The sequence below is a fragment of the Halobacillus kuroshimensis DSM 18393 genome (assembly GCF_000425705.1).
GTDB classification, from domain to species: domain Bacteria; phylum Bacillota; class Bacilli; order Bacillales; family Halobacillaceae; genus Halobacillus; species Halobacillus kuroshimensis.
Genome location: NZ_AUDY01000009.1, coordinates 270,706 through 291,034, shown reverse-complemented (window position 1 = coordinate 291,034; position 20,329 = coordinate 270,706). Strand labels below are relative to the sequence as shown.

Here is a 20,329-nt window from a genome sequence, read left to right as displayed (position 1 = left end):
GCGGGATGCTTTCCATGTTACGAAGACCAATAATACAAACGTTTTCACAGCTTTATTTTGGTATAAAGAACAAAAGAGAAGCTCAATCCGCTTCTCTTTCAGGTGATTTTATGGAAGGCAAGAGCCATCTGCAGTAATGTCGAATCATTGATATCGCGGGGATCATATCCGGTTACGTCCTTAATCTTTTTCAACCGGTATTGAAGGGTGTTCTTATGAATATGAAGCACCTCCGAGGTCGCTTTAATCGAACCCTTTTGTTGATAAAAAGTCTCCAGGGTGTTCTCCCAATCCGGAATGGACCCAAGATCCTCCGGCTGAAGCTTTCTTGCAATGAAATCACGCCGAACCGATTCCGGTACATCATACATGAGTGACTCCACACCTAAATCTTCATAAAAATAAAGCGGTTGATGGTGATCAGAAGCATAGCGGAGCGCACGGTCGGCTTCGTCCACCGATTTCCACATAGTACCGGGATGCCGGCACACGCTGCCGACACCAGCAGAACTTTCCTGCTCATACGTCTTTCGGAGTGCCTCCTGGATTTCCCGCACCCGTGCGTTGACTCTTTCTTTTTGATAGAGCGGATCTTTATGTTCGTTCACAGACAGCAGGATCATATAGCGGGAACTGCCCTCTGGAATCAGGACATGTTCATTGTAGTCGGGGAAGTGGCGGAGGATCAGCTTTTCCACATTTCTCCGGTACCGCTGCATCTGCACTTCATCATTGACATCTCCGAGTGGTGATCCCAGCTTGTCATACCAATAATCCTGAAAGCCGCTGAGCTCCAGCAGCACAGCCACACGGGGTTTATAAATGTTGATGCCGAACATCCACCCTCTTGTCGCAAACAGCTTTTCATCCTGATACTGATTACGGATCCATTCGTTCACAAACGTCTCTCTGGCCTGCGTCTCCAGCTCGACCTGTTCATCTAGATACGCTTCTTTAATGAGGATTTCCGTCATTTTTTGAAGCAGCGCGCCCTGCTGGCTAAGCTCCTCCGGTTCACCCGTGATTCCGATCACACCGACGATCTGTTCATGCAGACGGACAGGAAGGTTGATCCCAGCTTTCGCTCCTTCATACGTTTCTTGCGACGAAATGATTAACGTCTGGCCGGTTTCCAGCACTTTAGCTGCACCCTCATGAAAATCACCGATCCGCATTTTATCCAGACTGGCGATGATTTTCGCCTTTTCATCCATGAAGTTGATATTTTTATTCATAATTGGTTCGGTTTCCTGAACAATTGATTGAGCTACCTCTCTTGGAATCAGCATACCCATACCCCTCTCCGTCGTTCTTATTGTTATCCATCCTAGCACAGATTACAGGGAGGAATGATGGAGAAAATCAAGAACCGATGTTTCTCTTAAGGAATTGTTCTGGATCTATCCAGCAAAAGCTTTTGTGATCATCATAAACGCACTTTTCATTAGTTCCTCCAGCTTGAGAAAAAAGTAGAACCAAATATACAGCTGAAAACCCTGGGTAAGGAAGTGAAGGCGGAGTTCTGCCGGCGTATAAAGATGCCCTTCAAACAGAATCTGGAAAAAACAAAGAAATGCAAACACAGTGAATTGGATGCAGTCGTAGAGGAAATAGATACGAAAAAGGAAGGAAGCGCATGATTGGAAATGGCTGCTTTTTTGTGAATGGTGGTGCTTAAGTCAATATCCATTAATGAAAGAGAATAGATCTTTGAGGCCGTGGATGGCGGCGAAATCGAACGGATCACATCTGCATATTTTACATCCATTCAATAGTTTTCCATCCTGCTTCCATTTATAATAGAAGGCAGGGGGAAGATCTTCCCCTTTCCCTCCAAGACCCCACACAAATATGTCCAACTTTTGAACAAGAAAACGCTTTATTTGAAATGAGACAAGTTAATTGTGAATTATTTCACAAAAGCCATTGAATTCACTTTGGAAGTATTGCACAATGTAAATGTGAAATGATTCACAATATCTTGTTCACTATCCTTAGGGAGGAATTCATATGCCAAAACAAAATGTAAACCGTGTCGCTTTAATTGGAGCTGGGTCCGTCGGGAGCAGCTATGCTTTTGCGATGTTGAACCAAGCCGTAGCCGAGGAATTCGTTATCATCGACTTGAATGAAAACAAAGCGATGGGCGATGCGATGGATTTGAACCACGGAAAAGTATTTGCCCCGAACCCTACGAAAACATGGTATGGAACATATGAAGACTGCCGCGATGCTGATATTGTCTGTATCTGTGCCGGAGCCAATCAGAAACCTGGTGAAACCCGTCTCGACCTCGTCAAAAAGAACCTGGTCATTTTCAAATCCATCGTAGATGACGTGATGGCCAACGGATTTGACGGCATCTTCCTTGTGGCCACCAATCCTGTTGATGTGCTTACCTATGCCACATGGAAATTCAGCGGCCTCCCTAAAGAACGAGTCATTGGAAGTGGGACCATTCTGGATTCCGGCCGGTTCCGTTACCTGCTTGGAGAATACTTCGATGTTTCTCCATCCAGCGTGCACGCAAGTATCATCGGCGAACACGGCGATACAGAGCTCCCTGTATGGAGCCACGCCACAATCGGCGGTGTCCCTGTCCTTGAATTAATCGAACGTCACGACAACTATACAAAAGAAGACCTGGACGAAATTTTCGTGAATGTCCGCGATGCGGCCTATCAGATCATTGAGAAAAAAGGAGCCACGTATTATGGAATTGCGATGGGTCTGACCCGCATTACGAAAGCAATCCTTAATAACGAAAACAGCATCATGACCGTCAGCGCCTATTTGAACGGTGAATACAATGTGGACGATGTGTATATCGGTGTTCCGGCCGTCCTCAACCGCACGGGTATCCGTAATGTGGTGGAAATCAACCTGAATGAAGAAGAACAAGAGAAACTGAATCACAGTGCCACTGTTTTGAAAGATATTCTAAGCGAACAATTCGATGTGAAACAAACGAACTAAACTTCTTTTGAAAAGAGATGATCCGCCATGTGGTTCCAACAGTACGATCCTTTTGGTAATCTGGGCGTGAGCGCGCTGTTAGCCGCTCTCCCCATCTTTTTCTTCTTTTTGGCGTTAACCCGCCTCCGTATGAAAGGGATTCTAGCTGCCTTTCTCACACTCATCATGAGTCTGGTTATCGCTGTGTTGTTGTTTGATATGCCATGGGATAATGCGCTTGCCGCAGCCCTTCACGGCATAGCGAACGGTCTGTGGCCGATCGGATACATTGTCATTATGGCCGTCTGGTTGTACAAAATTGCTGTACATACTGGAAAGTTCACGGTCATCCGCTCCAGTATCGCGAACATCTCCCAGGATCAGCGGCTGCAGCTTCTGCTGATCGGGTTCAGCTTCAACGCTTTCCTTGAAGGGGCCGCAGGATTTGGTGTACCGATTGCCATCAGTGCCGCCCTGCTTGTAGAACTGGGCTTCCGCCCGTTGAAAGCCGCAGCGTTATGCTTGATCGCCAATGCTGCTTCCGGTGCTTTCGGAGCAATCGGAATTCCTGTCATCGTAGGTGCCCAGATGGGAAACCTTGAAACGATGGAGCTTTCCCGGACACTGGCTTACCTGCTTCCCGCTATCTCCTTTGCCATTCCGTTTGTGCTCGTCTTTTTGCTGAATGGATGGAAAGGCGTGAAAGAAACCCTGCCTGCCCTGCTCGTCGTCAGTGGCATTTACACAGGTACCCAGCTGTTTACGATTCTATTTCTCGGTCCCGAACTTGCCAACATCCTTGCCGCCCTCTTAAGTATGGCTGGTCTTGCGCTGTTCCTAAGAAAATGGCAGCCGAAAACGATCCACAGAGAAGCGGATGCTCCAGCCGTTCAGAATGGCGAAACATACAGCCTGAAGGAAATTGTTAAAGCCTGGTCTCCGTTCTACATCTTAACGGCCGTCATTACCATATGGAGTCTTCCTGCATTTAAAGCCCTGTTCAATGATGGAGGCCTGCTTGCTGGTACGACCCGGTTGGTATCGATTCCATACCTGCACCAGCAGATTCAGAAAGCTCCACCGATCGCGCCGGAAACAACCGCGCTTGATGCCATTTTTAAACTTGATTTTATTTCTGCGACCGGCACAGCGATATTGGTGGCTGTTCTTCTGACTGGATGGTTCAGCTCTGCGATCACCCTTCCAGAAGGGATGAAAAACTTGAAAGCGACGATCCAGGAATTGTGGATCCCCATCTTGACGATCTGTTTCGTCATGGGCTTTGCAAACTTATCCAATTTTGCCGGGCTGAGCTCCACCATCGGACTCGCCTTATCCAAAACGGGAAGCCTGTTCCCACTCGTCAGTCCTGCGCTCGGCTGGATCGGTGTTTTCATTACCGGCTCTGTCGTCAGCAATAACGCCTTATTCGGTCACTTACAGGCAGTTACTGCTGATCAGATCACAGCCAACCCGGCCCTGCTTCTCGCCGCCAATACCGCCGGCGGCGTGATGGCCAAGCTGATCTCCCCGCAGTCCATTGCGATTGCGACAGCAGCGGTTAAACAGACCGGTCAGGAGTCCACGTTATTCAAGATGACACTGAAATACAGTTTCATTCTGCTGATGGTTGTCTGTGTAACAACTTATGCTTTGTCCCTCATCGGTGTATAAAAAGAAATCCCCGCTCTTCTTTAAGAAAGCGGGGATTTTCTTATGACTTCTCATTTCGATCATGGAGATGTTCAAGAGTTTTCACGAGCGAAGCCTTGAACTGTTTCAGTTCTGCTTCATCCATAGCGAGGTGATCAATGACCTGAAACGGGATGTCACTGGCATCCTTTTCCGCATTTCTACCCTGGTCTGTCAATGTTACGATCACCCGTCGCTCATCCTCCGGCGACCGTTTCCGTTCAAGCAGTCCCGATGTTTCCATCCGCTTCAGCATCGGTGTGAGCGTTCCGGAATCCAGATATAAACGTCTGCCAAGCTCATTCACCGTCATGCTGTCCTCTTCCCATAGTACAAGCAGCACCAAGTACTGCGGATAGGTGACATCCAACTTTTGAAGCAGGGGTTTATACATTTTCGTCATTTCACGCGCCGCTGCATAAATGGAAAAACAAATCTGGTTTTCCAATTTCAAATGCTCTTCAGCCATATCGATCTCTCCTTTATATCTTCAGTGTAGCGAATCCATCCATTTGTCACAACAAAACCAGTTTTTGAGTATCGCTGGTTGACAAAATGATCTCTTTGCTATAAATTAAATTGTGCACAACTTAATTATACACAATTTAAAAGAGGAGTGAAGAAAGATGGAAAAAGCTTTATATACAGCAGCAGCAACAGCACAGGGAGGACGACAAGGTACGGTAACGTCCAGCGACGGTACGTTGAACCTTGATCTATCCATGCCTAAAGAACTTGGCGGCTCAGGAAAAGAAGGAGCGACTAACCCCGAGCAGCTATTTGCAGCCGGTTACTCTGCATGCTTTGACAGCGCTCTTCAACTCGTTGCCTCTCAGGCGAAGAAAAAAATTACATCTGCGATTACAGCCAACGTAAGCATCGGAAAAGAAGGGGAAGGCTTCGGTCTTGCTGTTGAACTTGCAGTGGAAATCGAAGGAGTTTCCCAGGAAGAAGCGGAAGAGCTTGTTGAAAAAGCCCACCAGGTGTGCCCGTACTCCCGTGCGACACGCAACAACATTGAAGTTAAACTGACAACAACTGCAAAATAAAAAAGAGAGCTCCTTTCTAAAGGACCTCTCAGCTTGTAGAGAAACCCCTGTTTCTTTACAAGCTTTTTTCTTTCTTACCGCCAGGAGCGAAAGCCCCCTTCCCTTTCCGCGGAAGGGGCAACGCTCCTTAGGGGGTCTTTTTCATATTCTGGCAGGCAGCCGTCATCAGCGCCTGTTTTTTCACTTTTTCATTTCCAAGCAAACGGAAATAGCACAGCCCATGCCTTTCTTTTGAATCTGCAAAGCTACGCTCAACAGCCTGAAAGATACGTTTCGGCGGCTTTTTTATGTAATTTTATGAATGTGGACCCGTCTGCTCGTTATCCAGTGTATCCTGCTTTTCTTTAAGGCTGGGATACGCCGTCTTCAAGTGTTACGAGAAGCGTTCGGTGGTGACGCCTGCGGGAACAGCACGAGCCGAAGATCCACTTGGGAAGGTGATTTTTTCCTGACCAAGTTAGCTGAGGCCGGGCCCGAGGCAAGCACCCACCGATAAGCGGAACGTAGCCCAAACCACACGGAATGACAAAGGTTTTCTCTACAGACGAAAAGAAGCCCCATAAAAGGGACCTCTCTTTTTCTATTCAAAGGAAAAACCCTCCATAGGCTAAAGCGCCGGCGATTACGAAAGCGGGATGCACCTTCACCCGCTCCATCAGCACGTAGCCGGCCACGATCAGAATGGCCGTCTGCAGCCAGCCGATGCCTTCAAACGATTCCTTGAAAAAGCTCCACGCCATGACGCCGAGCAGCACGGCGATTACCGGACGGACATACATTGTCATCCGCTTCACTTTTGGTGAATCCTTATACTTGAACAACAGGCCGAGCAGCATGATCATTAATATCAAGGACGGGGCCACCGTAGCAAAGACCGCAACAAAGGCACCCGGCACTCCGGCCACTTCATAGCCGATATAACCGGCCATTTTTGTCGCAATCGGTCCGGGAAGTGAATTCCCGAGTGCAAGTACTTCACTGAACTCCTGCACATCCATCCACTCGTAGTTCTGGACCACTTCATTTTCCACAAGCGGAATCGAAGCCGGCCCCCCGCCGTAACCGAGGATGCCGGGAATGAAGAAGGCGAGAAAAAGCTGCCAGTAAATCATCATGAAGCTCCCGCCTCCTTCGCTTTCTGCTTATCTTTTTTAACAAGGGCAAATACTAACAGGGCTCCGATAATGATCCCCGGGTGGATGGAGAGCACTTCCATCAGGATGACCAGCACGACAGCAGCGATGATTGTGTTCCGCCACCCCATCCCTTTGCCTGCCTTATCTAAAAACTGCCACGTCAACACCGCCAGCATCACGCCCACGACAGGAATAACAGCGGCTGTCATCCCCTGCACCCAGTCAAATTGTTTAATGGATGACAGAGAGGTCAAAAGAATGATGATCAGCAGGATGGTCGGAATAATCGTCGCCAGAACCCCGATCAGCATCCCTGTCATTCCCTTCACCTGATGGCCGATATAGCCGGCGAGCTTTGTTGCAATAGGGCCTGGGAGCGTATTGCCGAGCGCCAGGATGTCTCCGAACTCCTCTGCTGTTACCCATTTGTATTTGTCCACCACTTCTTTATGAATCAATGGAATCGACCCGGGGCCGCCGCCATAACCGAGCATACCGACTCGGAAAAAAGCGATAAATATATCCCAATAGGTTCTCATGATTGCAGAACTCCTTCTCCTCAATTACCACCCCGCGGTTATCCCATCGGTACGCGATTCCGTGCCTCCGACGAGGACACCGCTTTCCGGATCTCTCCAGATCATCTGCCCCCGGCCGAAGCTGTTCGGCTCGACCTGAACCGTAATGTCATGGCCTTTATCCACGAGCTGCTGGGCGATGTGGGAGGGGAAGGTCTGTTCCACTTCCACCTGCTTATCCTTCAGCCACTGCCAGCGCGGCGCATCAAGGGCCGCCTGTGGATTCAATCCGAAATCAATGGTATTCATGACGACCTGCACATGTCCCTGCGGCTGCATGAAGCCACCCATCACACCGAAAGGGCCGACGGGGTTGTTTCCTTTTGTTAAAAATCCTGGAATGATTGTATGATACGTCCGCTTTCCACCTTCAAGAGCATTCACATGGTCAGGATCCATGGAGAAATTATGCCCGCGGTTCTGCAGGGCGATGCCTGTGCCGGGAACGACCAGTCCTGACCCGAAGCCCATATAGTTGCTTTGAATGAAGGAAACCATATTGCCATCTCCGTCCGCGGCCGCTAAATAAACCGTCCCGCTCAAAGATGGTTCACCCGCTTCCGGCTGACGTGCTTCTTCTCTGATGAGCTGCCGGCGCTCCTCCCCGTAGGATTCATTCAATAGATCTTCTGCTGTATGCCTCATGTAGGAAGGTTCGGTAATATGTTTCTGTCCATCCGCAAAAGCAAGCTTCATCGCTTCCATCTGCTTATGATACGTATCCACCGAATCCTTGGCAGGAAATTCGAAGCCCTTCAAAATATTCAACGCCTGCAGCGCTATCAGACCCTGGCCGTTCGGCGGGATTTCCCACACTTCATAGCCACGGTAATTGACGTGGATCGGATCCACCCACTCACAGCGGTGCTGAGCCAAATCTTCCTTCGTTATGTATCCGCCGTGCTTCTCTGAAAAAGCCGCAATTTTCTCCGCCAGTTCTCCTTCATAAAAAGAGGCGGCCTTCGTTTTCCCAATCGAGCGCAGCGTTTCTGCATGATCGTGGGACGACCAGATCTCCCCTGCTTTTGGAGCCCGTCCTTTTGGTGTGAACGTATGGAACCATTCTGAAAATACATCATCCTCCAGTTCCTTTTCAAACGTCTGGACAGCCTTGTTCCAATATTTCGCAAGGGTTGGTGAAACAGGGAAGCCTTCTTCGGCATACTGTACAGCGGGTGCGAGCACCTCTTCTAATGGAAGCTTTCCAAACGTTTCACTGAGTTCCGCCCACGCACTCGGGGCTCCAGGAACAGTGACAGGCACCCAGCCGTATTTCGGAATCTCCTCATGACCATCCGCCTTCACCTGGTCAATGGAAATCGACTGCGGCGAGCGCCCGCTCGCATTCAGTCCGTGCAGCTTTCCTTTCGTCCAAACCAGCGCAAAGGCATCTCCACCAATGCCGTTGGAGGTCGGTTCGACAACCGTGAGACAGGCGGCCGTGGCAATCGCGGCATCAATGGCGTTGCCTCCTTTCTTTAAAATGTCGAGGCCCGCCTGCGCCGCCAGCGGCTGGGATGTTGAGACCATTCCATTTTTGGCATAGACGGCCTTGCGTGAGACCGGATAGGGCTGGGCATGGTGGTTAAATGATATCATAATCAAGCACTCTCCTTATTCTCTTGTTCATATTCATTCGGTTTGTTCTGTTTCATACTGCTGATGATCCCGTACGTTAAGGACGCGGCGGCCATCACCAGAAGCACAGCTGAAATCGGTCTGGTAAAGAAGGTTGTCAGATCGGGACTTACGGAAATCGCCTGACGCAGGTTTTCTTCAATCATCGGACCAAGGATGATGCCAAGAATGAACGGGGCCAGAGGAAACAGATTGGCTTTCATCCAATAGCCGATCAAACCAAAGGCAAGCAGCACCCACACATCAAACATACGATTGTTCACTGCAAAGCTTCCGAGCACGCAAAGCAGTAGAATCACTGGAATTAACACATGCTGGGGAATGTTATTGATTTTCAAAAACACTTTAATCCCAAGGCTCTGAACAATCAGCATCAGGAACGCCGCCAGGAAGAAGGAAATAAAGATTCCATAGACAAGAACCGGCTGGTTTTCCATCAATAACGGTCCAGGCTGAATGCCGTGAATGAGCAGGGCCCCAAGCATCATCGCCGTTACGGCATCACCTGGGATCCCAAAGGCAAGCATCGGGACGAAGGACCCTCCAATGGACGAGTTATTGGCAGATTCCGCTGCAATGATCCCTTCCTTTGTCCCTTTTCCAAATTCATGAGACTTCCTGGAAAACTTCTTCGCAATATCATAGCTTAAGATATTCGCAATGCTCCCTCCGGCTGCCGGGAGAATACCGACAAGTGTCCCGATAAAGCTCGACCTTATCACATTCGTTCCGGACGACCACATATCCTTTAAAAGCTTCGGGAGTGGGTAGCTGACGTTGGACGCCTCACTGAACGGAACAGGAGCGGGCGGTCTTTTGATATCACTCATCAGCTGGGAAAAGGCAAACAATCCGATCAGCACCGGAAGGAAATTAAAGCCTGACATGAGCTCAGACATTCCGAACGTAAAACGTGGAATCGCGGTAAGCGGATCGGAACCGACAAGGGCGAACAATATACCGAGCATCCCGGAAATCAATCCCTTAATTAAGGACCCATCACTCAAGCTGGCGATGGCACTGATGCCAAACAGCATCAAAGCGAACATTTCCCAAGGGCCGAACTCCAGCGCCCATTCCGCAAGAATCGGAGCTGTGAAAATAAGTATGATACCGGAGATGATCGTACCGATGAACGATGACCACAACCCAATGGCCAGCGCTTTTCCAGCTTCTCCGTTTTTCACCATCGGATAGCCGTCGAACGTTGTTGCGACGGACGAAGGAGTCCCTGGAATCCCGAACAGGCAGGATGTAATCAGACCTCCAGCGCTTCCCCCCACCTGTACACCCATCATTAACGCAATTCCGTTGACCGGATCCATGCTGAAGCTGAATGGCAGCGTCAAGGCTACCCCCATCGTTATGGTAAAGCCCGGGATGCTTCCCACAATGATCCCGGCAACAACGCCGGCAAGCAGGATGAGGATCGTCTGTATATTCAATATGGATTCGAAACTTAATAAAATACTATCCATTATTCAAACCCCTTTTTAAAAAAGAACTCCTGATGGCAGAAAGACTAGCAGGAACTTTTGGAAGATAAAGCTCAAGACATACGTCACAACGTTAGAAATGATCAGCACAAGCCAGAGACGCTTTCTGTTGGATGATAGAAGCAGATACAGAGTGAACAGAAACGCAACCGAAGATAGAAAGTACCCGGCTAATGGCATGATGAAGATGTAGGCACCAAACAAAGCGAACGTGTACCACACTTTCTTCCCTTCCGCCCACCGCTCTTTCAAGCTTGTCTTTGGTTCTGCGCGCTGCTGTTTTTCTGATGTTACATACGCATACACACTTTTCACGAGCAAAAGAAGGCTCAGGACGGCAAGGATACCAATGATAATATTTGGAAAGAAGTCTCCTTCGGTTTTGCCGAGGCTTCTTTCCGGGATTAATGTGGATCCGTAAAAGGCCAGTCCGCAAAAGGCTAAGAGGATTACAGCGTTCATGGCATCTCTTTTAACGGTCATCATGTCAGACGCCTCCTCTTATTCAAGCAGCCCGCTTGTTTCAAGGGACTCTTTCATTTCCACTTCATTTTCTTCCAGGAACTGAACGTATTCTTCGGTATTTTTGTAGGAGACTTCACTTCCGAGCTCTTCCATTCTTTCCTGGAATGACTCACTTTCAGCTACGTTTTGAAGAGCATCACTCAACTTCTCTACAATTGCCTCCGGCGTATCTTTCGGTGCAGCAATCCCACGGCTTACTGCAGAGGTAACGTCAATCCCTTGTTCTTTCAATGTTGGTACATCCGGGAATTCAGCACTGCGCTCTTCACCTGTGTATCCAAGCAGCTTCATCCGGTCATCCGCCATATACTCCTTACCAGCAGCAATCGATACACTGCCTAAGTGCACATCATTAGCAACAATCGCTTTCATCCGTTTGGCTGTTCCTTCATACCCGACAATGTTGAATTGAATATCTGCAGCGGTTTGGATCAACGCCGGCTCAAGCTGGGAAGTAGAGCCGATGGAAGCGGCATATGTAATGCTTTCCGGATCTCCTTCTGCATCAGCGACGACGTCTTCCATATTGTCCCACGGGTTTTCCGGGTGCGTAGCGACAAGATCATAGGTCGATGTCATAAGCGATACAGGCTGGAAGTCAAAATAGCCGAAATCTGCCTGCCCCATCAATTCGGACATCGCCATGGAATCATGAATCGCAAGAAGCGTATAACCATCCGGCTTGGCATCAAGCGTCTGCTGAGCTCCAATGACACCACTTCCACCTGAAATGTTTTTAACAATGACATCCTGGTCCAGTTCCTTTTCCAGCTCTTCGGCAATAACACGGTTAATGGCATCGGTATCTCCCCCTGCATCCCACGGAACAACAATCTGAACCGGCTGTTCCGGATAGCTTTCTCCTTCTGCTTCCGTCGACCCCCCTGCTGAACTACACGCGGATAAAACCAAGCTGCCGCCAAGAATAAGTGCCCCCATCATTTTTTTCATTCCTCTTCCTCCTCGGATTTTTAATTTTTCAAATAATTTCGAATTAAATAATATACTAGATAAAGCATGTCCCTATGTCAATACAATTTCAAACAAAAATAAAGATAAATCCGTGTAATTGCTTACAAAAAGATTGAATTAGATTATATTCACTTACATAAAGTAAAAGATTACCTGTTTGTTCCATCTTGGTGGTTTGCTATAATGAGGGTGGAAGGAGTTTGCTATGAAAAGTAACGAGTTTGATCAAACGGATCGTATCATTGTCGATGAACTAGTAAGAGACGGTCGGATTTCATATGTGGAATTAGCTGAAAAAGTCGGCATTTCCCGAGTCGCCGTCAAAGATCGTATCAACAGCCTGATCAATAAAGGCGTGATTGAAAACTTTACAGCCGTCATCAATTCTGAGCGGTTCGGTCAAAACATTTCCGCCTTTTTCGAAGTCGATGTCGAGCCAATGAATCTACAGGCAGTGGCCCAGAATCTGGCAGACAATCCGAGTGTCGCAAGTATCTACCAAATGACCGGACCGAGCACACTGCACATGCACGTGCTTGTGGAGGATTTTAAGATGCTGGAAGCCTTTATCAATGATGAACTCTACTCCGTAGAAGGAATCACCCGTGTGGACAGTTCAATTATTTTGAAACGATTTAAAAGCAGGAAAGGGTACAAGTTGTAAGCCCACCTGTGGAATAGAAGCATATCCCTCAATCCCTATACCTGCAGATCAAACGGACCTCATACGAAACAGTGACATGGATATGTTTTCGTTCATTGAACTAATGATTTCATTCAACATGAAAAATCCAGTGACCCTTGTCACTGGATTTCCTCTTCTATATCTTCTTAGGACCAACCACTATTTTGACAAGCTCTATCATTTCCCGGGAAATTTCCTACTTAAATTTTTCCAAATGCTGTATCATGTCTAATAAAGAGTTTACATAGAAAGGAGAGCGCTGTTTATGGACGGACTTACCATTACGAAGGCGGAAAAAAGCCGGGGTGGTACGACAATTTTTTCCCCATTTGATTTACGTATTGAACCAGGACAGGTCGTGTCTGTTTACGTTCATACAGATCTCCGACACTGGCTGATTGATATTCTTAATGGAGACGAGACGTTATCTGGAGGCTGTATTTCCTTCCATGACCGCCCTTCTCCTATTCCTTTAGGACTGCTCAGCCTGGATGCCCCTCTTTATGAACGCTTGAAGGTGAAGGAGCTGTTCCGTTTCCACAGGGACCTTTATCACTCCAGCGTTTCCTTGGAATCAGTCTTGGATCGGACACGCCTGTCAGACCTTCAGCACCATCAGGTGAAAAAGCTGACCTTCTCCGAGAAAAAACGGGTACAGCTGGGCTGTCTCATTTTACAGGACCCTCCATTCTTTCTCATGGAGGAACCCGACCAAAATGTAGACCTCGAAACGAAACAGATTTTGATGAAGATCTTACAACGACTGAAAGAAGAAGGTAAAACCGTGTTGATCTTGACCAGTAACCTGGAGAGCGCCATTCTGATGGGCGATCACACCCACCGTCTCCATCAGGATGGTATACATAAAGTGGAAAAAGAGCACGAAGAGTCCGCTGAGCCTGAAACAGATGGTGCATCCGTCACCTTCCATAAAATCCCGACAAAAGTGCAGGAAAACATGATTTTATTTGACCCGCCTGAAGTCGATTACATCGAAAGCATTCAGGGGCAGTCATATGTCCATATCCGCGGGGAAGCCTTCCAGGGAATGTTCACGCTGAATGATCTGGAAGCCAGATTGAAGCTGTTCGGATTCTTCCGCTGCCACCGGTCTTATATCGTGAACCTTCAGAAGGTCCGAAAAGTCATCACGTGGACCAAAAACAGCTACAGCCTCCAGCTCGATAACGCAGAAAAGACCGAAGTCCCGCTTTCCAAAGGTAAAATGGCTGAACTAAAGGAACTGCTGGGCCTCAAATAGCTCCGTTCAGCCGGCAGGTGACTCCGTTTACGCAAAAACAGCTGTGCGCTTCGTTGATCTCCCGTAATCTGAAGGAGAACGAAGCGAAACGGGGGAATGAAAATGGATCACATTATTGAAGTCAATCATGTCCAAAAAACATTCGGAAAAGAACAGGCCCTGAGGGATTTAACCTTCGGAGTAAAAAAGGGAGACATTTTTGGGTTTCTCGGACCAAGCGGAGCTGGAAAAACGACAACCATTGAGATTCTGACCGGCCAGCAGGTCCCGACTTCCGGCGAAGCCCGTGTTTTTGGCGTACCTTCCAAAGATATGCACCATCCCCATTATTTGAAGCGGATCGGTGTGATGTCGGATTCTAGCGGTTTATACGAGCGCTTATCGATTCGTGACAACCTCCTTCTTTTCTGCGAATTGTACGATCAGCCTTCTACACAAGTCGAAGAGGTCCTTGAAATCGTTAATCTGACAGCAGAAAAAAATAAGCGGGTATCGAAGCTGTCCAAAGGGATGAAGCAACGGACGATGCTCGCCCGTGCTCTTCTGCATCAGCCCGATCTCCTTTTCCTCGATGAGCCGACAGGAGCTCTTGATCCGGCCAACGCTCAGCACATTCATCACGGTCTACGAACTTTAAATGAGCGGGGGACGACCATTTTCTTAACGACGCACGATATGAATGAAGCGGAAACGCTCTGCAGCACCGTTGCATTTCTGGATAAAGGAAGTATCCAACTGCTCGACTGCCCGAAAAAGCTTAGAAAGCAGTTCGGCGACGGACATCTGATGGTGGGACTGACAGACGGCCGGGAAATTATGCTTCCGAACGAGCCCGCAAGCGCAGAGAAAATCTACCAATGGATGAAGAACAGCGAAGTGGAAACGATTGAGATGAATACACCAACCCTCGGCGATATTTTCGTAGAGGTCACAGGGAGGAATCTAGTATGACATTTTCAATGAAACGGATTTATGCGATTTTCCAAAAAGATTTGAAGGAATTATACCGGAACCTCTTTGTATCCTCCACGATCATTCTTCCGATTATGATGGCTTTCATGATGAGTCAGGCGGAAGGTGTCACAACAGCCAGCGTCACCTTAGTGATTACACTGAGCTTTGCTGCTGTTGGGACCTTTGTCCAGTCTGCAATGATTGCTGAAGAGAAAGAGAAGAATACATTGAGAAGTTTAATGATGTCACCGGCTTCCACCTTGGATATTATGGCTGGCAAAAGCCTTGTTACCTTTGTCATGACGCTTGCCACACTGATTGTCAGTTTGTTGATCGTCGGCTATTCCATTCAAGAACCTGTGTGGATGACCGGCATGCTTCTCCTGCTGCTTGTTTTCTACATTACCCTTGGAACACTGATCGGCCTGCTGACCCGTACATTAATTGAAGCCTCTGTTGTCCTTATGCCGATTTTACTTTTGTTTGGGATGAACGTTACTTTTGAATCGTTGATGGTGAGTTATGAATTCCTTTCGTTTCTTGAGTACCTGCCAAACTATCAAATCCAGCTGTTTATTGATGACCTCGGTCAGCGGATATCCTTGAAACCTGCATTCATCATCGGCGTATGGACAATCATGACGCTTATCGTAACTATTGGTGTGTATAAAAAGAAATTCACAAGATAAAACAGAAATAAAGGAATAGACGGCAGATTTTCTTGATAACGTTTATGCGTGTGTATTTTCATATAAAAAAGCCTTTCTGATTGGTTAAAGGAATCAGAAAGGCTTATGTATCTGCTTATTCTAAGTTATCGACTGCGTATTGAGCTTGTTCTTTAGTGAATTGCTCTCCATGCTCTGAAATCAACTGATCATAGATGGCTGCTGAAGACATATCCATCGTTTCAGCATAAGATTGCGCTTTTTTCAAAGCATTATCTTTCCAATCATGCTCTATGTTATCCATCGCATATTCTGCTGCTTCTTCAGGGAATTGCTCCCCATATTCAGAAACCAATTGATCAAAAATGGCCGCTTTAGACATATGCATCGTCTCAGCGTAGGACTCTGCCTTACTCAATGCAGAACTATGTTCTCTTGGAACACTAGCCTCTTGAGATGCTTCTTCTTCTGATGAAGTTTCACTAGATTCATCTTCCTCAACGTTTTCTTCAACTGCTGGCTCTTCTGGCTCTTCTGGCTCTTCTGGCTCTTCTGTTTCTTCCACTGTTGATTCATCGTTGGATGTTTCTTCTGTTGTTGGTTCGCTCACGTCGTCAGAACCTGTAGCTTCCTCATCTCCTGAAGTTGCAGCTACAGAAAATATGATAATGGCGATGACCCACACCCACCATTTTTTATAAAAAGGCTTCTTTTTCTTTTCTCTTTTACTCATAATAGACTCCCCCTATTTATTTACACCTATGCAATTATTACTATTTTTTCATTTCATGTCAATAGCACAGTCTACATAAATGTGATGAAATTCATAGGATACTCTTCCTATAGTATATTAATTTCCCTGAATTCCATGGGAGTAGATGGGGAGATAAAAGGAACAAAGCGGAGATTACCTATATAAGCAGCCTTATAATGCTTGCTCCTTCTTTGATGATGATTCAATTTTATATTGGACAGCTATATAGATTCAGCCTGGCAATCATAATTCTCACTAAAGAGGCGACCTCTTCCGAAACCACCTTCGTCCCTCCGAGGGCAATCCCCCTTTCAAATAACTTCTGATTCAGCAGATAGCTCATTTCTACAGGAAGAGTGTCTGTTTTTGTTAAAATGACCGCCCCGTTGTTTTTTGCGGCGAGCACCGATCCTGTTAATGCATCGGGAAAGCTGTAACCGGTGGCGATGTAGACATTATCTGCGTCCATTTGAAACCTTCGGATAATTTCAGCCGATGTGCGAAAACGGTTATTTCCAGAGACGCGCGTGGCATCAGGCAGTTCATTCATCACATCATCACTGACCACCGACGAACCTCCGATCACAAAGGAATGATCAACAGAACGGAGAGCTTCCCTGGTAACCTCCGGCAGGGAAGCGGTACGCGTCAACAAAATCGGGTGTCCTTCCTGGCCGGCATAGGGAGCAATGGAGAGAGCATCGGGAAAATTATCGCCGTAGACTACAAATGCTGTATCCGATTTCTCCATACGTTCTGCAATCTTTGCGGCTGTTTCGTAGCGGTCTTTCCCGCCAATCCGCTCAACAGTAAGCCCCATCGCTTTTACTTCTGTTACAACTAATTCAGAAATGACACCACCGCCTCCTAGAATGATAACTTCGGATGCCTTCAAGCGCTCCATTTCAGCGCGGGTCGTGTCAGTCAGACGGTCTTTTTGTACCAAAAGAATGGGAGCGTCGATTTCTTTTGCTAAGGGCCCGCCCGCCAATGCATCCGGAAAATTGGAAGCCGTGGATAGAATCACGGTATCAGCCTTGTTCCACCCAGCTTTAGAGATTTCTACAGCTGTTTCGAAGCGATTTGAGCCGGCAAGTCGGTCCTTTTCATCCGCTGCTGAAGCCATAGGAATAAAAAATAGCAAAAAAATAAGAAAGAAAAGGATGATCATAGTTTTCCGCATGAGTTTTTAAACAACTCCCTATAAATATTAAAGTCATGAACGTCAGTTATTAACAAATCTGATAATTATATATCGGTTGAAATGGCCTGCGATTAAATAGATGCTTATCATCTGCGAGCTGTATCTTATAGTTCCCTCCAACACATGACTGTCACTCAACTCCTTTAAATGGCTCATAAAAAAGCTCCTTCCCTTATAGAGAGAAGGAGCTTTCGTTATATAAATTCGGAAAGAAAACCAAGCGTAACAAGCAAAGACACCGCTCCGAAGAAACACGAAGCCAGTGAGAAAAAGAGCGGCCGTTCTTTTCGGACTAAAAAACTAAGACAATAAATCAAAGCTGGAAAAGGGAATAAAATACTAGCAATTTCCCAACCAGTAAACAAGTAAAGGAATGCCATGAAAAACGCAAGATAGCCTGAGATCGTTCGAGCAAGCAGAAATCCTTTTTGTTTTCCGGACTCTTTCACGTTCCAATCTCCTAAAGCCTCTTCCGTCTTTTTCAGTTGATAGGGTTTGTCTGAATGATAATAAAAATACATAGGCTGAAAATACGGAATGGTTCCGACCAGGGAGCTTTTCCCCCAAACAAACCGCTCACCGGCTAGTGGGAATGATTGATACACGTTTTCTGTACTTCCGCCTTCCTTTACATAGGGAGGGGAGGGGGTATGCTCCGTATCAATAGAAAAGACAATCCGTTGATTCTCTAAATGGCCAAAGTAGCTTCTCCAGCTTAATGTACGAATAGAGGAAAAAAAGAAGCGCCACAATTGCCTCCGCACCGTGTAAGCCATACTTGTATCGACCGGCATCCATCCTTCGCCTTCAATATAAATCTCATTCCAAACATGAGCCTGATGACGGCCCATAGCAAAGGCCCCGACCATCACTCTGCAGGGAATGCCGAGTGAACGGCAAAGAGAGGCATAAAGGAAGGAATATTCGCCACAATCTCCCTTCTTTTCTTTTAGAAAATGGGAAACCCCTCTAGCTTTAACCGGAAACGTATAAGAATAGTTTTTCACTAGGTGGACGAAAAGTTCCCAGCCTTTTTCTTTATCTGTAGTGGCATGTTCCGTAATAGCTGAAGCCATATGAGTCATTTCCTCGTTAACAGGAATCATAGGACTTGAGCGTGTATAGCGCTCCCGTTCTTCTTTCGTAAGAGGTGTTGAGCTTTTTGACGTTTTTTCTATTCCAACAACGTAGGAAGCCTGGATCTGCTCCCCCGGGGCTAATTCATAGTAACTGATTGTATTTCCGATAATGTCTTTATCCTCCTGGCGGGGAGGATGTTTCTTTTCTTGTAGGATCGTTTGCCGCTGTGTCTCTGGTGGATTAGCCAGCCAGACACTTACTTGATCAGATGTTTTATTCTTGTATCGGAACGAATAGTCGAACTGTCTCATCACTTCACCTGCTTTTCTCCATTGGAAATCATGCAGCGATCCCCTTCACATCCGCCAACAGGTAATATCGTCCTTCTACTGGCCAGCCAGTCATACAAAGGAGACCCTAACCCTGCCCATATGGATATTTGGATGATGGGAACCGCTATCCAGAATAAGGGCAGCTGCTTCACTATTCTCTGCACACTGAAGATCCCTTTTTCCATTTGGTTATCCTTTAATGTAAACGTATGCATCCGTTTTTCTGCCTCTGTCTTATCTATAGCATACCTTTCCAGTACTTGGTTGTCTCTAATCGATTCATACTGCAACTTTCGTCCCCGGTCTAACTTGGATAGGAATCTCATACTTTTGGAGCATACCGGACAATGAGAATCGTAAAAAATGATGACGGCTGCTTGATCACTGAACTTGTTTTGTTTCATACCGCTTCACCTTTGCTCCTTGGAATTTGTTTCGTACTCTAAGAACTGCTCCTTTTATCCAGCTATAGACTCTTTTATACTCCTGGTCGTTGAGCATCAGAAACTGCATAGTAATCATAGAAGCTGAGAACGTAAACAGTCCCATGACAATCGCTATTCCGATATGCAGTCCGATAACACTGAACATAGCAAAGTATTTGGTATACCGATTTAATAGAAAAAAGGGAAAGGACAACTGGACAAAAATGGCGCTGTAAGCCCCTGCCAGCAGCAAAATCTCAGAAGAAGCTATCATATTTTGGAAGAAAGGATGTGTATATTCGCCAACTTGGAGAATATAATAGAGCGCTGTTCCGTTCGTCCACATCTCCCCCATCACTTTATGGGTTCCAGAAGATAGATACATGAAGCATAACTGAATAATAGAGGTAAGGATGGCCAGGTTATGTAAGGCATTCCATACGGGAGCATGCCCTATGGCATTGCTTTCTTTATTTGCCCTCAAGCGGTCTATCGAAAAATACGCAGAAGTATTCGCAAACAGCATATAGAGCAGAATGATCCGCATAATGTTATCTCCACCGTCAAGAATCAAGACGTTGGCATGTTGTAATGACCACACAAACAAGAGGTTAACGATAGCAGTAAAACGTGTCATCACTCCCAAGGTGAATAAGAGGGCAAACAAGATACCGAGGTGAAAAATGATGTCAAAGTATAGAAGAGAATCTGAGAGCTGGTATAAAGAAAAGTTACTGGTCAGAGCCATCTGCTCTTGGAGATGATCGTGATTCTGCATTCCATTAGGCCCCCAGATGAACCTTCTTTGAGAGTAATGAATGAAATACATAAACAAGATGAGCAGACCAAAGGAAACTCTAAGCAATCCAGCTCCAATCAACATATGTTTTTTTTCCGTTAACATTCCATATAAGCGCTTCACTAC

At 46.7% G+C, this 20,329-nt stretch carries 20 protein-coding genes and 1 pseudogene; 7 read left to right on the top strand and 14 right to left on the bottom strand.

Annotated elements, in window-relative coordinates; translation table 11 throughout:
* Window positions 1-98 precede the first annotated feature (98 nt).
* Window positions 99-1,289: a CdaR family transcriptional regulator gene (locus H615_RS0109420; protein WP_027954912.1), complete on the bottom strand. Its 1,191-nt coding sequence runs from the start codon at window positions 1,287-1,289 to the stop codon at window positions 99-101.
* Window positions 1,290-2,010: 721 nt separating this feature from the next.
* On the opposite strand from H615_RS0109420, the gene H615_RS0109410 reads away from it, so the two are divergent.
* On the top strand, window positions 2,011-2,976 hold the full coding sequence (locus H615_RS0109410; RefSeq protein ID WP_027954911.1) for an L-lactate dehydrogenase: 966 nt from the start codon (window positions 2,011-2,013) through the stop codon (window positions 2,974-2,976).
* Window positions 2,977-3,003: 27 nt separating this feature from the next.
* Complete coding sequence (locus tag H615_RS0109405; protein WP_027954910.1) at window positions 3,004-4,629, top strand: L-lactate permease; 1,626 nt, start codon at window positions 3,004-3,006, stop codon at window positions 4,627-4,629.
* Window positions 4,630-4,669: 40 nt separating this feature from the next.
* On the opposite strand, the gene H615_RS0109400 is transcribed toward H615_RS0109405, so the two are convergent.
* Window positions 4,670-5,116 carry a MarR family winged helix-turn-helix transcriptional regulator gene (locus H615_RS0109400; RefSeq protein ID WP_035531788.1) on the bottom strand — a complete coding sequence of 149 codons (447 nt, stop codon included), beginning with the start codon at window positions 5,114-5,116 and terminating at the stop codon, window positions 4,670-4,672.
* 157 nt (window positions 5,117-5,273) lie between these two features.
* On the opposite strand from H615_RS0109400, the gene H615_RS0109395 reads away from it, so the two are divergent.
* Entirely contained in the window at window positions 5,274-5,696 is a 423-nt protein-coding gene (locus H615_RS0109395; protein ID WP_027954908.1) for an organic hydroperoxide resistance protein, read from the top strand.
* 127 nt (window positions 5,697-5,823) lie between these two features.
* On the opposite strand, the pseudogene H615_RS22065 reads toward H615_RS0109395, so the two are convergent.
* The 7 genes and pseudogenes from H615_RS22065 to H615_RS0109365 form a co-directional block, all read right to left on the bottom strand.
* A pseudogene (locus H615_RS22065) lies at window positions 5,824-5,958 on the bottom strand (transposase); the annotation flags it as partial.
* Window positions 5,959-6,280: 322 nt separating this feature from the next.
* Complete coding sequence (locus H615_RS0109390; RefSeq protein WP_027954907.1) at window positions 6,281-6,808, bottom strand: chromate transporter; 528 nt, start codon at window positions 6,806-6,808, stop codon at window positions 6,281-6,283.
* A complete protein-coding gene (locus tag H615_RS0109385; RefSeq protein WP_027954906.1) occupies window positions 6,808-7,371 on the bottom strand; it encodes a chromate transporter in 564 nt (187 codons plus the stop codon). The genes H615_RS0109390 and H615_RS0109385 overlap by 1 nt, the downstream gene beginning before the upstream one ends.
* Before the next feature lie 24 nt (window positions 7,372-7,395).
* A complete protein-coding gene (gene ggt / locus H615_RS0109380; protein ID WP_027954905.1) occupies window positions 7,396-9,009 on the bottom strand; it encodes a gamma-glutamyltransferase in 1,614 nt (537 codons plus the stop codon).
* A 2-nt stretch (window positions 9,010-9,011) separates the two neighbouring features.
* Window positions 9,012-10,526 (bottom strand): tripartite tricarboxylate transporter permease, encoded by a 1,515-nt coding sequence (locus H615_RS21160; RefSeq protein ID WP_035531786.1) that lies wholly within the window; start codon window positions 10,524-10,526, stop codon window positions 9,012-9,014.
* A 15-nt stretch (window positions 10,527-10,541) separates the two neighbouring features.
* Window positions 10,542-11,030, bottom strand: coding sequence for a tripartite tricarboxylate transporter TctB family protein (locus H615_RS0109370; RefSeq protein WP_027954904.1), 489 nt, complete (start codon window positions 11,028-11,030; stop codon window positions 10,542-10,544).
* 15 nt (window positions 11,031-11,045) lie between these two features.
* Entirely contained in the window at window positions 11,046-12,020 is a 975-nt protein-coding gene (locus H615_RS0109365; protein WP_027954903.1) for a tripartite tricarboxylate transporter substrate binding protein, read from the bottom strand.
* 226 nt (window positions 12,021-12,246) lie between these two features.
* On the opposite strand from H615_RS0109365, the gene H615_RS0109360 reads away from it, so the two are divergent.
* The 4 genes from H615_RS0109360 (at window position 12,247) to H615_RS0109345 (ending at window position 15,630) form a co-directional block, all read left to right on the top strand.
* Window positions 12,247-12,705 carry an Lrp/AsnC family transcriptional regulator gene (locus H615_RS0109360; RefSeq protein ID WP_027954902.1) on the top strand — a complete coding sequence of 153 codons (459 nt, stop codon included), beginning with the start codon at window positions 12,247-12,249 and terminating at the stop codon, window positions 12,703-12,705.
* A gap of 286 nt (window positions 12,706-12,991) precedes the next feature.
* A complete protein-coding gene (locus H615_RS0109355) occupies window positions 12,992-13,987 on the top strand; it encodes a LytTR family transcriptional regulator DNA-binding domain-containing protein (protein ID WP_027954901.1) in 996 nt (331 codons plus the stop codon).
* A gap of 102 nt (window positions 13,988-14,089) precedes the next feature.
* Window positions 14,090-14,938 carry an ABC transporter ATP-binding protein gene (locus H615_RS0109350; RefSeq protein WP_027954900.1) on the top strand — a complete coding sequence of 283 codons (849 nt, stop codon included), beginning with the start codon at window positions 14,090-14,092 and terminating at the stop codon, window positions 14,936-14,938.
* Window positions 14,935-15,630: an ABC transporter permease gene (locus H615_RS0109345; protein ID WP_027954899.1), complete on the top strand. Its 696-nt coding sequence runs from the start codon at window positions 14,935-14,937 to the stop codon at window positions 15,628-15,630. The genes H615_RS0109350 and H615_RS0109345 overlap by 4 nt, the downstream gene beginning before the upstream one ends.
* 115 nt (window positions 15,631-15,745) lie before the next feature.
* Here the strand turns inward: H615_RS0109345 and H615_RS0109340 are convergent, their stop codons facing one another.
* From H615_RS0109340 to H615_RS21150, 5 genes are all read right to left on the bottom strand, one after another.
* Window positions 15,746-16,342 carry an Ltp family lipoprotein gene (locus tag H615_RS0109340; protein WP_027954898.1) on the bottom strand — a complete coding sequence of 199 codons (597 nt, stop codon included), beginning with the start codon at window positions 16,340-16,342 and terminating at the stop codon, window positions 15,746-15,748.
* A gap of 229 nt (window positions 16,343-16,571) precedes the next feature.
* Window positions 16,572-17,546, bottom strand: a complete 975-nt coding sequence (locus tag H615_RS21155; RefSeq protein ID WP_051254651.1) for a cell wall-binding repeat-containing protein — start codon at window positions 17,544-17,546, stop codon at window positions 16,572-16,574.
* 215 nt (window positions 17,547-17,761) lie between these two features.
* The gene (locus H615_RS0109330; RefSeq protein WP_027954897.1) at window positions 17,762-18,958 is read right to left on the bottom strand and encodes a transglutaminase-like domain-containing protein; all 1,197 of its coding nucleotides are present in this window, start codon (window positions 18,956-18,958) and stop codon (window positions 17,762-17,764) included.
* Window positions 18,958-19,383 (bottom strand): thiol-disulfide oxidoreductase DCC family protein, encoded by a 426-nt coding sequence (locus H615_RS0109325; protein WP_027954896.1) that lies wholly within the window; start codon window positions 19,381-19,383, stop codon window positions 18,958-18,960. Before H615_RS0109325 ends, H615_RS0109330 begins: the two co-directional genes overlap by 1 nt.
* Window positions 19,361-20,326 carry an HTTM domain-containing protein gene (locus H615_RS21150; RefSeq protein WP_051254650.1) on the bottom strand — a complete coding sequence of 322 codons (966 nt, stop codon included), beginning with the start codon at window positions 20,324-20,326 and terminating at the stop codon, window positions 19,361-19,363. The genes H615_RS0109325 and H615_RS21150 overlap by 23 nt, the downstream gene beginning before the upstream one ends.
* Between the last annotated feature and the right edge of the window lie 3 nt (window positions 20,327-20,329).